A 14,079-nucleotide genomic window follows, 5' to 3' on the forward strand; every position below is an offset into this window, starting at 1 on the left:
ATGCGAAAGCCTATTTACATGAATAAATTAAAAAAGCGTTTTCTTGCTTTATTTTATATTGCGTCTTTGAGCGTAAGCAGCCTGCTCATAAATGGATTTTTGATTCCGGCAGTCTTTGCGCAGACTTCTATTGTTGTTACAGTTAATGGAAACCCCATCACAAATTATGATATACAAAGACGCCTTGCTTTTCTCAGGCTACAACAAAAGCAAGGCAATTTGGTGGCACAGGCTAAAAAAGAGCTGATTGACGAAAAGCTAAAAAATATTGAAATAAAACGTCTTAATATTGAAGTAAGCAATGATGAAGTTGATAGAGCTTTTGAGAATTTTGCGACACAAAATAATATGACGATTGATCAGCTCAACCAGATTCTGATCCAAACTGAGATCACTGTGCAACACTTCAAAGATTACATCCGTGGACAAATAGGATGGGGGCGTCTTGTTAGCGCACGCTATCAAGCTGAAACAGGTATGATTAGCGAACAAGAAGCTGTACGCAGAATATTAAAAAATGGTGGTGTCAAACCTTCAACAAACGAATATACATTACAGCGAATTGTTTTTGTCATTCCTGCACATCGTCGTTCAGAGATCTTCGAAAAACGTCAAAGAGAAGCAAGTAATTTTCGCGCACATTTCCGTGGATGTGCCAATGCTCACAATCAAGCAAGAGGTATTTTAGACGTTACTATCCGCCACTTAGGAAAGTTTCTGGAGCCACAACTTCCTAATGCATGGGAACAAGCTATTCTTGAAACGCCTGCTGGAAAAATGACAAAATTACAAGAAACATCTGATGGAATCGAAGCAATTGCTGTCTGCAAAATAAAAAGAGTTTCTGATGATTATGTCGCTCGACTGATATTTTCTCTTCAAGATAGTAAAAAAAGAAGCCCGCAAAAACTTGAAGAATTAAGCGACAAATATTTAGGAGAACTGCGGCGAGGGGCACGCATTCAAAATTCATAATGGCTGCTCTTATTGTTAGCGGTGGTGATCCTGCCGGAATTGGTCCTGAAATAGTACTAAAAACGTGGAATTTGCGTGTTACGCGCCAAATTCCACCTTTTGTACTTCTTGCTGATCCAGATGTTATTCGTTCGCGCGCTCGTTTTTTACAGATTGATGTTGAGGTGCAATCTGTTTTAATCAATAATCCTGCAAAAAATTTTCAAAATGCTCTTCCTATCATCCCGTTAAAAAACAAACAAAGTGATAAATTAGGTATACCTTCATCGAATAATGCTGCTGGAATTATTGAAGCAATTAAACGCTGTGTTCAATTGATTCAAAGGGGCCATGCATGTGCACTTATCACTTGTCCTATTGCAAAAAAGAATCTTTATGATGCCGGTTTTCAATTTCCAGGTCATACAGAATTTTTAGCCGATTTAGCCCATAAAGCTTTTCATAAATGTTATCATCCCGTTATGATGTTAGCAGGACCCCGATTAAAAACAGTACCAATAACTGTTCATATTCCATTTAAAAATGTTCCTTCGCAGCTTACCCGTGATTTAATTATTCAAACGGTACTTATTACTGAATGTGACTTAAAAACACGTTTTAAAATAACGTCACCCCGACTAGCTGTTGCTGGTCTTAATCCTCATGCTGGAGAAGGAGGTGCAATGGGAAAAGAAGATATTGAAGTTATCACTCCTGCTATTGAATATCTTAAAAAGAAAGGACTCAATATTACAGGCCCGCTGCCTGCCGACACAATGTTCCATGAATGCGCAAGAAAGGCATATGACGCTGCCATTTGTATGTATCATGATCAAGCCCTTATCCCTGTTAAGACATTAGACTTTGATAGCACTGTTAATGTCACATTAGGTCTACCTTTTATTCGCACATCTCCAGATCACGGAACTGCTTTTGACATTGCTGATAAAGGGATAGCCTCTCCTGAAAGCTTTATTGCTGCTCTTAAACTTGCAAATCAACTTGCAAAAAATAGTTTAAACCCATGCCAATAGATAATCTCCCCCCTCTGCGTGAGGTCATTGATATATATGGATTACAAGCGCATAAATCCTTGGGGCAGAATTTTCTTTTTGATCTTAATTTAACATCTAAAATTGCTCATCAAGCAGGCAATATAGAAGGAAAACCTGTTCTTGAAATTGGTCCTGGTCCTGGAGGTCTCACACGTGCCTTGCTAGCAAAGGGTGCCATTGTAACAGCAATAGAACGCGATGAGCGCTGCATACCGGCTCTTTTAGAAATAGAAAAACATTATCCTCAAAAATTAAAAATTATTTGTAATGATGCACTGAAGCAAGACTTCTCAAAACTCTTTGAAACAAGCCCAGAAAAGCCTCGCATTATTGCAAATCTTCCTTATAATATTGGGACACAACTCTTACTAAATTGGCTTTTGACTGAACCATGGCCTCCTTTTTATGAATCAATGACATTGATGTTTCAACGTGAAGTTGCCAAACGGATTACAGCTAAACCTCAATCTGCTCACTATGGACGTCTTAGTGTCTTAACTGGCTGGCGTACCGCTGCTAAAATTGCTTTTGATGTGCCCCCTCAAGCCTTCATACCAATACCTAAAGTAACGTCTTCCGTTGTTCATATTATTCCGCGAACACAACCTCTTTCCTGCTCTGCACAAAAACTAAGTCTCGTCACAAAAACCGCCTTTGGGCAAAGACGAAAAATGCTTCGTCAAAATCTCAAAACACTTGGAGGTGAAGTGCTGTTAGAAAAAGCTGGAATTGATGGAACGCGCCGTGCTGAAACACTCTCGGTTTCCGAATTTGTAACTTTAGCGCATCTAGTGCTCTAAAAAATGCATTTTTTGTTATGCAACCTTTTTTAATCAAAACATGTATTGATTTTTTCAGCAATAAGCCCATCAACAAAAGAGCTAAGATAAGAACAGCGCTCGCGTTTTGCGGTTTCAGCTAAATAAATTGATTTAATAAAAGATAAAGACTGATCTAAATCTTCGTTAATCACAACATAATCATAAGAACGCCAATGCTTTAACTCCGTTCGTGCATTTTCCAATCGTAAATTGATGATATCTTGACTATCTTCTGCTCGACGATGTAAACGCGAAATAAGCTCTTTCATTGATGGTGGAAGGATAAACACAGATACAGTGTCTCCTAGCATCTTTTTTTGCAACTGCTCGGTACCTTGATAATCGATATCAAATAGCATATCACGGCCGGTATTCAATGCCTTTTCAACAGTTTCACGTAAAGTGCCATAATAATTCCCGTGAACTTCTGCCCATTCAATAAATTCATCTCTATCACGCTTATATTCAAACTCTTCCTTTGAAATAAAGTGATAATGCAGCCCATCTACTTCACTAGGACGCCTTTTCCTTGTGGTCATACTTACAGAAAGCTCTAATTGTCCATCTTTTAGAAGTAATCGAGAAATTGTTGATTTACCAGCACCTGAAGGTGAAGAGAGAATAAATAAAAAACCGCGGCGTTGATTTATTTTTATAGCACTCAATTTACTTTCAAAGACTGTCATTACATCACTCTACTTTATTCATAAATGTTTCTTCAAAATTTGAATTATACATTATCTCAACCTCTCCCCTAATCAATGTGTTTTCTTAGCAATTCTCAATGTTATTCTGCTCCTTTTTGAGATAAGGTATTAGAAGTATATTCACTTCTTTCTTAAATATTTTTATCCATACGCTAATCCCACTTGTGACAGACAAGAAAATGATTTTTTATCATTCTCATAAAAAGTTTAAATAGAAAAATTTTACTATATTTTGGATTCTCATTTACAATGGAAAAGATGCATTATCATTATAAATTCAATGTCTTGCCTTTAATTCTCGCCACTTGCGAACATTCATATTATGTTCTTCTAAAGTTCGAGAAAAAACATGTCCTCCTGAACCATCAGCAACAAAATAAAGTGCATCACTGCTTGGTGGATGTGCCACCGCTTTCAAAGAATCTCGCCCTGGATTTGCGATAGCCGTTGGGGGCAAACCATTAATTTTATAAGTATTATAGGGTGTTTCCTTCTCAAGATCTGAACGATAAATTGCACGACCGGATGGTTTTCCTTTTCCTCCGAAGAGACCATAAATTACTGTTGGATCCGATTGAAGACGCATATGCTTTGTAAGGCGGTTATAAAATACCGCAGCAACCATTGGTCTTTCTGCTGCAATTCCCGTTTCTTTCTCAACAATTGAGGCTAATATAACAAATTCATCAATTGATTTAATAGGTAAATTGGGTGAACGCGTAGCCCATATAGCATGAATTAATTTTGTCTGTCCTTCACGCAATCTGTTTACAATCTCTTTACGCGTTGTCCCCCGAATAAAACGAACAGTATCCGTCATTAAACAGCCTTCTGGAGGCAAAATTTTTGGAAGGTCTCCAATCAAAATTTCATTCGCAGCTAATCGATCGAAAACTTGCTGAACCGTTAAACCTTCAGGTACTGTAAATGTATACTCTATAGATTTTCCTTTCACAAGAATATCCATAATATCCTGCATCGAAGCATGAGCTGGAATTAAATATTCACCAGCCTTCAGATGCGTTGTTTTTTGGTGATAACCAACCCCATAAACAAAAATATCTGATGATCGAATGAAACCACGTTTTTCTAGCAATGAAGCAATTTCACGAATTCCGGTACCAGGATGGATAAGAACAATTTGTTCTTCCTCAATCTTTCCCTTTTCTTCAAAAATACTTTTTCCAATATAAAGAGGAATACTTATGGCAAAAAGAATAATCACAATCAGCATAAGAAAAAAATGACCGAGAATGACCAACGGATTACGGACGATAGATGATTTCTTTCGTTTTTTATGTATTAACATGTCATAACTATCTGCTAAATGATTCGAAGAGGAATCACTTACGTCCTTTAATGGTTTTCCATTCTTCACATCGGACATAACCCCTCAATAGCGATTAAGGATAATATTATAATTTCTCATTCACCTTAATAATAAAGTAGAAAACTCAAAAGCAGAAATTAAATAAAAATACTTATTATCCTCTAAAACGTCGCATCACCAACGATGCATTTGTTCCACCAAACCCAAAAGAATTAGAAAGAATCGTATCAATCTTTCGTTCACGCGGTTTGTGTGGTACAAGATCGATTTTCGTTTCAATCGATGGATTGTCAAGATTAAGTGTCGCTGGGGCTATATTATCCCGTATAGCTAAAATAGAAAAAATAGCCTCAGCAGCACCGGCTGCCCCAAGTAAATGCCCAATAGATGATTTCGTTGATGACATAGAAACTTGTGGTGCATAACTCCCTAAAACACGCTCAACAGCTGCTAGCTCTATGGAATCAGCCATCGTAGATGTACCATGAGCATTAATATAATCAAGTTCACTCACATTCACTTGTGCACGCTTAAGAGCAGCTATCATACTACGCTGAGCCCCTTCACCACTTTCTGAAGGCGCTGTAATGTGGTAAGCATCACCAGATAAACCATAGCCAATAACCTCAGCATAAATACGCGCTCCTCGTTTTTTGGCATGTTCCAGCTCTTCTAAAACAACAACGGCCGCTCCTTCCCCCATCACAAAACCATCACGATCAGTATCATAAGGACGGGACGCCCGTTCAGGATCATCATTGCGACAAGTAGAAAGAGCTCTACAAGCTGCAAAACCTGCAAGAGATATCCGATTTATTGGAGATTCCGTCCCCCCTGCCACCATGACATCTGCATCACCAAACATAATCAAACGTGCCGCATCACCAATCGCATGCGCCCCTGTTGAACAAGCCGTTACAACAGAATGATTAGGCCCCCGTAAACCATATTGAATAGACACATAACCAGAAGCAAGATTAATCAAACGACCTGGAATAAAAAAAGGAGAAACACGACGTGGCCCCTTATCACGAAGCGTATAACCAGCTTCAACAATGCCCTCAACTCCCCCAATTCCCGAACCAATTAACACACCTGTACAAATCTGATCTTCATCACTCTTAGGAAACCATTCGGCATCTGCAAGCGCTTGGTTAGCAGCAGCCATTGCATAAACAATAAATGCATCAACTTTACGTTGCTCTTTAGGTTCCATATACAAATCAGCATTATAAGTCCCCTCTGTTCCATCCCCTAAGGGGATACGCGCAGCAATCTGGCATGGCAAATCTGACACATCAAACTCTGTGATACGTCGGACACCACTTCTCCCTTCAAGAAGTCGTTTCCAACTATATTCAGTATTACCAGCTAATGGAGATACCAACCCTAAACCAGTAACAACAACACGTCTCATAACTTCTAACCTTGAACTAAACTTCACCTCTCAAAGCTCTTTTTTCAAAAGAGCTCCGAAGAATATAGGCAAAAGCAATTCATGCCTTTGCCCTTTAGTAATCACGCAGAAGCTTTATCAATGAACTTGACTGCATCGCCAACTGTGAAAATCGTTTCAGCAGCTTCATCTGGAATTTCTACCCCAAACTCTTCTTCAAAAGCCATAACGAGTTCAACCGTATCAAGGCTATCAGCCCCTAGATCATCGATAAAGCTTGCATTTTCTACAACTTTATCAGCATTAACCCCAAGATGTTCCACGATAATTTTCTTAACGCGCTCTACTGTATCACTCATGTTGAAATCCTCGAATTTATATTTTCCTATAATTTGGTTTACTATATCGGTTCATCTAATCAAGCAATAGATGCATTACTTTAAAAGATTTTAGTAATGATTTAAAACATCCTGTGGATATCCCCTACAAAGCGTATCAAAAAATGAACCAATCTGACATTCCGACATCAATTGATCAACGACCATGTTAAAGAAATAGATGCATCTATCCATTTCAATCGTTACTATCTAAAATAATACAACTCATAAATCAATGTGGAATAAAATAAATACTCATATCATTGCCATTCCACCATTGATATGGAGTGTTTGACCTGTCATATAGGCGGCTTCATCGCTTGCTAAATAAACAGCAGCAGCGGCTATTTCTTGCCCACTTCCCATACGCTTCATTGGAATCGCAGCCATAATGGCTTCTTTTTGCTTTTCATTAAGCTTGTCTGTCATTGCAGATTTAATAAATCCTGGAGCAATACAATTGACCGTGATATTTCGCGAAGCAATTTCTTGTGCCAATGCTTTAGAAAAACCTATCAATCCTGCTTTTGCAGCACAATAATTCGTTTGTCCAGGATTTCCCACAACACCAACAACAGATGTAATGTTAATAATCCTTCCATAACGGCGGCGCATCATAGAATGTATTAATTCACGCGTCAAAAGAGAAGCAGCTGTTAGGTTAACTTCTAAAACATCATCCCAATCTTTATCTTGCATACGCACAAAAAGACCATCCTTAGTGATTCCAGCATTGTTAACCAAAATATCGACGCCATCCATTTCTCTTTCTGAAACTTCAACCAATTGTCTAATCGATTGGCGTTCAGAAAGATTAGCGGGAAATACAAAAACATTCTGCCCTAATTCTGCTGCCACTTCTCTAAGCTTTTCTTCACGTGTTCCATGAAGTCCAACAATGGCTCCTTGTGCATGAAAGCAGCGTGCAATTGCCTCACCAATTCCTCCTGATGCCCCCGTTATAAGAGCTTTACGCCCTGTTAATTTAAACATTTTTAAACTCCTTATAGATTAAACGCCAAGCATACCTAGCGCTGATTCTATTTCATCAACTGTTCCAATAGTTATCCCTTTTATATCCTTGTTAATACGACGCGTTAAACCTGTTAATACTTTTCCAGAACCAACTTCAAAAAGCGTATCAACCCCATTAGCCCCGATCCATTCTATTGTTTCACGCCACCTCACCCTCCCCGTCACTTGTTGGACAAGAAGAGTAGCAATACGTTCTGGATCCTTTTCTGGTGTAACAGAAACATTGGCAATTAAAGGAACAATAGGTTCCATTTTATTAACAGTCAAAAGCGCTTTCTTCATGGCATCAGCAGCAGGCTGCATTAAAGACGAATGAAAAGGTGCAGAAACTGGAAGAAGAAGTGCACGTTTTGCACCTTTTGTTGATGCAATCTCTACCGCTGTCTCAACTGCTTTTGCTTTACCTGAAATAACAATTTGCCCACCACCATTATCATTAGCAATCTGACATAGTCCTTCTCCAGAAACAGTTTTGCAAATTTCTTCCACAATGTGCTCTTCTAAACCAATTAATGCAGCCATAGAACCTTCTCCAACCGCGACAGCAGCCTGCATAGCATTGCCACGAGTACGCAAAAGCCTTGCCGTATCTGTGAGAGTAAATGTATCAGCAGCACAAAGAGCCGAATATTCGCCTAAAGAATGACCAGCAACAAATCTTACCTTGTCTTCTATACGAAGCCCTAATTGTTTCATCACACGAATGACAGCCATAGATACAGCCATTAATGCCGGCTGTGCATTTGCTGTTAACGTTAAAACATCTGCTGGTCCTTCAAAAATAATCTTTGATAATTTCTCACCCAAAGCATCATCAACTTCCTCGAAAACCATCCGTGCGGCAATAAATTGCTCTGTAAGCGCCTTTCCCATACCAACAAGTTGACTCCCCTGCCCTGGAAAAATAAAAGCTGCACCCATTTATCAACTCCTAAAACTGTACAATTAAATTATTTTCTTTTGACCTTATTCATCCGCACAAATCAAGATAAAGCCCTTTATTTAAAACGAATACCACACTTAAAATTATATTTTAAAGGCGGAATTTGATATAAAAACTTAGGAAAATAAGGTGCTATAAACTGAATAACACCCAAACTTATGAGACTTCCTAAAATTGCCCCTGCTAAAATATCAAAGGGATAATGTACACCCACAAAGATGCGCGCCCAACAGATTAAGCATAAAAATACTACGGCAAATCTAAAAGCAACTTTGTATCGGTAAAAATAAAAATTAGCTGCATAAGATGCAATGGTCAAGGCATGATTACTAGGAAAAGAAGCTGTTGCACGATGTTGAATAAGCGGTGTCGTCAACCCTACCACAAATGGGCGAGGATGGAAATAAAAAAGAGAAATGAGATAACCTATGAAAAGAGATGCACAAATGCTCATGCAAATGCTTAGCACGACACATCGCTCCCTCTCCCCACCACAAAACCACAACGCACAAAGATGGAGAGGAATAATATAAATTAAAAACTTTGCACAAAAAATACTAAACAAAACTAAAATCGACCAAGATTGATGATTGCCGACAAACATTTCAAAGAGTGTAACATCAATCTGGTTTAAAAAGCCCATTTTTCTCTCCTTATTCTTATAGTGTACAGCACCATCTCTTTGTAGAAGAGAGAATATATTGAAAATATATCAAGATTTAATAAATCAATTTTTTTATGTACGTAAACTTGCTATTTTAAAAGATAACTTGTAGATATGAAGTGTTCGTTGCCGGCACTTTAGCCGGAGGTTGAACGGAGGGCTGTAAAATCAGTAGGAAATACAATGTTTCCGGCCTCCCGTGTCTCCGCTCTGAGATGTCTCGAATTGTAAACGCGTCCTTTCTTCTTTGGATTTCCAAAAAAGACAAGTCGCAGAGGCTTTGCGCTAAAACCGGTGAAATTTAATTGAAGAAAGGCAAAACAATGGCTCTTTATGAACATATGTTCCTTGCCCGACAAGACATCGCACCGCAGCAAGTTGATGAACTTTTGAGTCTCTACAAAGGTGTCATTGAAGCGCATGGTGGAAAAGTTGGGCGTATAGAAAATTGGGGACTTCGTCCTCTTGCTTACCGTATTCGTAAAAACCGTAAAGCTTATTATGTCTTGGTCAATATTGATGCACCAGCTTCAGCAATTGCTGAAGTGGAGCGTCAGATGCGCATCAATGAGGATATTTTGCGTTATATGACCATTCGCGTAGAAAAACACGAAAAAGAAAAATCTGCTATGCTCTCACACCTTGATCGCAATAGTCACATTGGACACGATGAAGAGCGTCCTCGTTTTCCACGTCGTCAACGTGAAAATGCTATAGAAGAGGTAGAATGATGACTGATACTAATCAAAACTCTGCACGTCGCCCCTTTCATCGTCGTCGTAAAACATGTCCTTTTTCAGGGACCAATGCTCCCAAAATTGATTATAAAGACATCAAGTTGTTACAACGTTATATTTCCGAACGTGGGAAAATTGTTCCTTCACGGATTACTGCTGTTAGTCAGAAAAAACAGCGTGAATTAGCTAATGCTATCAAACGTGCTCGCTTTTTAGGCTTACTGCCGTACGTTATAAAGTAAACAATCTAATACGCTCTAGCAACTGGAGAGTTTCTCCAGTTGCTTTTCTTATATGGTTTAAAAATAGCTTGTTGTATCCTATGTTAAGCTATTAAATATCAAAGTTGGGGTATTGACACGCCTCTAACTGCAGAAAGCAGGACAGCAATAAATGAAAAAAGATCGTACTTATGAGATATTAACTGGTATTTTGGCAGGATTATTTGCTGTTGTTATAGGAATGGCAATTATCAATGTTGCAAATATCGCGCCCTTTTTTTCTCTTCTTCTTGGCTGCTTTCTTTCATTGCCAATTTTTATTGTTGCGTTCGGTCAAGGAACATTAGCCAGTCTCATCGCCCTCATAAGTGCCACTGTTGTTCTTATCATAACCACTAATACCTATATTGCTCTTGGCTTTATGTTCTTTTTTTTCCTTCCTGCTGTCTATGCTTCTTGGCTTCTTGGGCTTGCACGACCAGCGCAAAAAGAAAACGAACTGATATGGTACCCATTATCATCGGTTATTTTTCATTTAACTAATTTTATCGCTCTTATAGCAACTTTCATTGGACTCTATGTTCAAACCCGTCCTTCCACACCCATCATTGCAAAAAAAATCAGCGAAAACATAGCACAAACTCTGCAACAATCACAGTCAATAAAAGAAGCCGATATACGCGCTTTTAGTGAGCTTTTAATGACGCATACAGCAACTTTCACTGCTATTTCTTTGACTATTTATAGTTTGGTTTTTCTCATTGGTAACCTTTACTTTTCCATGATAGCAGCACAACATATGAAATGGCTGAAAAGACCCCGTGATGATTGGAGCCAAACTCTCCGCCTTCCAATTTCTGGAATTATTATTTTTATTATTGTTTGCATAGCATCGATGGTTGAGCTGAGCGCTTCTCTTAACTTGAGTACCCGTGTCTTTAGTACTGCATACACTGTCATCATATTAATTAGTGGTCTAGCATATCTTCACAATATTACAAAAGGGATAAACGGGCGGATTATTATACTTTCTCTTGTTTATATTGCTATTTTAACAATCGTTTTTACTCCACCTATTGTTTTTATGATGCTTTTGATGGGAATTTGGGCTGCTATTCAATATAACTTTCAATCACACAAAAAACTTCACTAAATTTATTTGTTCGAAAGGAAAAACTATGGATATTATTCTGCTTGAGCGCATTCCTCGTCTTGGTCAGATGGGTGATATTGTCTCAGTTAAAAATGGTTATGCACGTAATTTTCTCTTGCCTCAAGGTAAAGCTTTACGTGCAAATGAAGCTAATAAAAAACATTTTGAGATACAACGTGCTCAACTTGAAGCACGTAATCTTGAACGCAAAAGCGAAGCACAAAAAATTGCTGAAAAACTTGATGGTCAATCATTCATTGTTGTTCGTTCTGCTGGTGAAACGGGACAACTTTATGGTTCTGTGTCAACACGTGATATTGCTGAAATCATAACAGATGAAGGCTTTTCTATTGGGAGAAATCAAATCGAACTTAACCATCCAATAAAAATGATCGGTCTTCACACTATCACTCTTAGCTTACATCCAGAGGTTCAAATTTCTGTGATTATTAACGTTGCGCGTTCTAGCAGTGAAGCACAACGCCAAGCAGAAGGTGAAACTTTTACTTCCGCTAGAGAAATATATAATATTCAAGAAGAATTATTAGAAGAAAGTCAGGAAGAATTATTGGCAGAAGAAATTAATGACAACGATATAAACAGTTCTCATCAAGAAGCTTAATTGCTATTTTTCTTTCTGTTTTATATTTTTTATTCTATTTTAAATATTGCTCATAAAATACTCACACTTTAAAAGTGAGTATTTTATGGCTATCGTACATAAAAAACCTAATTTTTATGAAAGAATTAGAAATATATTATTTAAAGGCATTACATGCCGATAATGATAATATCACTAAGAAGAAATATCTTTTGTTTTCCAGCATATAAAGCAAAAATAATTTAAAGTTCTACCCTTAAGGTTAAGATTTGTATGAGCAATAAGTTGATTATATCCTCACATGATCTGAAATAATTCTACTTACACAGATATTGGAATTTTAAGGTTAAGTAACTTCAAAATACTTAAATTTAGAGTGTTAAAACCGCTACTTAAAGGATCATATATTATAAATTAAAACATAAGAAATAGATATCACTCATGCACTCATGATAAATGAGATACTCAAAGGGTGTTTTAAAAATTATATGATTTTAACTTAAAATGAAGATTTGTAGCTCTATTCTTTTTAATATACGGCTTTCAATTTATCGCCTAAAATAGCTAGACTTGAAATTTTAGTGGAAAAATATTATGGAAGAAACTAACATTGTTAATGTCAGCTCCTCAAAAAAAGAAGATTCTCCTTCTTTTCGGCAACTTCCGTATAATATTGAAGCTGAACAAGCATTGCTTGGTGCCATCTTTATCAATAATGATTCTCTTGATCGCGTTTCAGATTTTCTAAAACCAGAACATTTTTTTGAACCATTGCATCAAAAAATTTATCATGTTTTATCTCACCTCATTAAAACAGGAAAACGTGTAGATCCTGTTACAATCAAGCCCCATATCCAAATGGAAGAAAAAATTGGAGATATTACTGTATACCAATATGTTGTTCGCTTAGCCACAGAGGCAGTCACTATTATTAACGCTGAAGATTATGGACGCGTCATTTATGATCTTTTTATCCGCAGGTCTTTGATTAACCTTGGGACTCAAGTTGTCAATACAGCCTTTGATGCTCCTGTAGAGCTTACGCCTGCCCAACAAATTGAAACTGTTGAAAATCAGTTATTTGAGCTAGCAGAAAAAGGAAAATATGGAGGTGGATTTGAAAATTTTAATGAGGCTATCAAAAAAGCTATCGATATGGCAAGTGCTGCGAAAAAACGCTCTTCACAATTATCAGGGATAGCCACCCATATTAAAACACTTGATGAAAAAATGGGAGGATTACAAGCATCTGACTTAATTATCCTTGCGGGCCGCCCTGGTATGGGTAAAACCTCACTGGCTACCAATATTGCCTTTAATATTGCTAATGCTTATAATCATAATGCCAATATCCAAGAAAATGAAGGTGGCGTTGTGGGATTCTTCTCACTTGAGATGTCATCCGAACAGCTTGCAACCCGTATTATTTCTGAACAAACAGAAGTCTCTTCTTCTGATATTCGGCGTGGTAATATTTCAGATGAACAATTTTCAAAAATTATTCGTGCGGTGAACCAACTACAAAAGGCACCACTTTATATTGATCAAACTGGGGGAATATCAATTACGCAATTAGCTGCTCGTGCGCGGCGTCTCAAGCGGCAACATGGTTTAGATATCTTGTTTATTGACTATATCCAACTCATGACAAGCAGTTCAAAGCGTTCATCAGAAAATCGTGTTCAAGAGATCACAGAAATTACCACAGGATTAAAAGCATTAGCAAAAGAATTGAATATTCCTATTATCGCTCTCTCTCAACTTTCTCGTCAAGTAGAAAATAGAACAGATAAACGTCCACAACTCTCTGATTTACGTGAATCTGGTTCAATTGAGCAAGATGCAGACATCGTTCTGTTTGTCTATCGCGAAGAATATTATCTCAAAAATGAAGAACCAAAACTAGGCACTTTGGAACATCAAAAATGGCAAGATGAAATGGATAAAATTATGGGAAAAGCTGATGTTATTGTTGCGAAACAACGTCATGGACCAACAGGAATCGTATCTCTTGCCTTTCAATCTGACTTCACACGCTTTAGTGATTTGGCTGATAGCAATTATCTTCCAGAGCAAATTGGCTAA

General features: G+C 37.7%; 15 protein-coding genes. 8 read left to right on the top strand and 7 right to left on the bottom strand.

Features of this window, described 5'->3' with window-relative positions; all coding sequences use genetic code 11:
• The first annotated feature begins 18 nt into the window (after window positions 1–18).
• Genes ACFIJL_RS01530 through rsmA form a run of 3 tightly spaced genes read left to right on the top strand, consistent with a single transcriptional unit; the run spans window position 19 to window position 2,809 of the window.
• On the top strand, window positions 19–975 hold the full coding sequence (locus ACFIJL_RS01530) for a SurA N-terminal domain-containing protein (protein ID WP_375622188.1): 957 nt from the start codon (window positions 19–21) through the stop codon (window positions 973–975).
• Window positions 975–1,988: a 4-hydroxythreonine-4-phosphate dehydrogenase PdxA gene (gene pdxA, locus ACFIJL_RS01535; protein WP_375622189.1), complete on the top strand. Its 1,014-nt coding sequence runs from the start codon at window positions 975–977 to the stop codon at window positions 1,986–1,988. The genes ACFIJL_RS01530 and pdxA overlap by 1 nt, the downstream gene beginning before the upstream one ends.
• A complete protein-coding gene (gene rsmA / locus ACFIJL_RS01540; RefSeq protein ID WP_375622190.1) occupies window positions 1,979–2,809 on the top strand; it encodes a 16S rRNA (adenine(1518)-N(6)/adenine(1519)-N(6))-dimethyltransferase RsmA in 831 nt (276 codons plus the stop codon). Before pdxA ends, rsmA begins: the two co-directional genes overlap by 10 nt.
• A 29-nt stretch (window positions 2,810–2,838) precedes the next feature.
• Here the strand turns inward: rsmA and gmk are convergent, their stop codons facing one another.
• From gmk to ACFIJL_RS01575, 7 genes are all read right to left on the bottom strand, one after another.
• Window positions 2,839–3,516, bottom strand: a complete 678-nt coding sequence (gene gmk / locus ACFIJL_RS01545; protein ID WP_375622191.1) for a guanylate kinase — start codon at window positions 3,514–3,516, stop codon at window positions 2,839–2,841.
• Between the two features lie 298 nt (window positions 3,517–3,814).
• Window positions 3,815–4,924 (bottom strand): endolytic transglycosylase MltG, encoded by a 1,110-nt coding sequence (mltG, locus tag ACFIJL_RS01550; RefSeq protein ID WP_375622192.1) that lies wholly within the window; start codon window positions 4,922–4,924, stop codon window positions 3,815–3,817.
• 97 nt (window positions 4,925–5,021) lie between these two features.
• On the bottom strand, window positions 5,022–6,284 hold the full coding sequence (fabF, locus tag ACFIJL_RS01555) for a beta-ketoacyl-ACP synthase II (protein ID WP_375622331.1): 1,263 nt from the start codon (window positions 6,282–6,284) through the stop codon (window positions 5,022–5,024).
• A gap of 101 nt (window positions 6,285–6,385) precedes the next feature.
• On the bottom strand, window positions 6,386–6,622 hold the full coding sequence (locus tag ACFIJL_RS01560) for an acyl carrier protein (RefSeq protein ID WP_004860281.1): 237 nt from the start codon (window positions 6,620–6,622) through the stop codon (window positions 6,386–6,388).
• Window positions 6,623–6,895: 273 nt separating this feature from the next.
• Complete coding sequence (gene fabG / locus ACFIJL_RS01565) at window positions 6,896–7,633, bottom strand: 3-oxoacyl-[acyl-carrier-protein] reductase (protein ID WP_375622193.1); 738 nt, start codon at window positions 7,631–7,633, stop codon at window positions 6,896–6,898.
• A gap of 18 nt (window positions 7,634–7,651) precedes the next feature.
• Window positions 7,652–8,596, bottom strand: a complete 945-nt coding sequence (fabD, locus tag ACFIJL_RS01570) for an ACP S-malonyltransferase (protein WP_375622194.1) — start codon at window positions 8,594–8,596, stop codon at window positions 7,652–7,654.
• A gap of 77 nt (window positions 8,597–8,673) precedes the next feature.
• Window positions 8,674–9,261 carry an undecaprenyl-diphosphatase gene (locus ACFIJL_RS01575; RefSeq protein WP_375622195.1) on the bottom strand — a complete coding sequence of 196 codons (588 nt, stop codon included), beginning with the start codon at window positions 9,259–9,261 and terminating at the stop codon, window positions 8,674–8,676.
• 344 nt (window positions 9,262–9,605) lie between these two features.
• Between ACFIJL_RS01575 and rpsF the strand changes: the two genes are divergently transcribed.
• The 5 genes from rpsF to ACFIJL_RS01600 all read left to right on the top strand — a co-directional run bounded on the left by rpsF (window position 9,606) and on the right by ACFIJL_RS01600 (window position 14,079).
• A complete protein-coding gene (rpsF, locus tag ACFIJL_RS01580) occupies window positions 9,606–10,013 on the top strand; it encodes a 30S ribosomal protein S6 (protein ID WP_273791078.1) in 408 nt (135 codons plus the stop codon).
• Window positions 10,013–10,261, top strand: a complete 249-nt coding sequence (gene rpsR / locus ACFIJL_RS01585) for a 30S ribosomal protein S18 (protein ID WP_012754957.1) — start codon at window positions 10,013–10,015, stop codon at window positions 10,259–10,261. The genes rpsF and rpsR overlap by 1 nt, the downstream gene beginning before the upstream one ends.
• 151 nt (window positions 10,262–10,412) lie before the next feature.
• Window positions 10,413–11,393, top strand: coding sequence for a hypothetical protein (locus tag ACFIJL_RS01590; protein WP_375622196.1), 981 nt, complete (start codon window positions 10,413–10,415; stop codon window positions 11,391–11,393).
• A gap of 25 nt (window positions 11,394–11,418) precedes the next feature.
• A complete protein-coding gene (rplI, locus tag ACFIJL_RS01595) occupies window positions 11,419–12,015 on the top strand; it encodes a 50S ribosomal protein L9 (RefSeq protein ID WP_375622197.1) in 597 nt (198 codons plus the stop codon).
• A gap of 573 nt (window positions 12,016–12,588) precedes the next feature.
• Entirely contained in the window at window positions 12,589–14,079 is a 1,491-nt protein-coding gene (locus ACFIJL_RS01600) for a replicative DNA helicase (RefSeq protein ID WP_375622198.1), read from the top strand.

The organism is Bartonella sp. TT119HLJHH (assembly GCF_042193385.1).
Lineage (GTDB): Bacteria > Pseudomonadota > Alphaproteobacteria > Rhizobiales > Rhizobiaceae > Bartonella.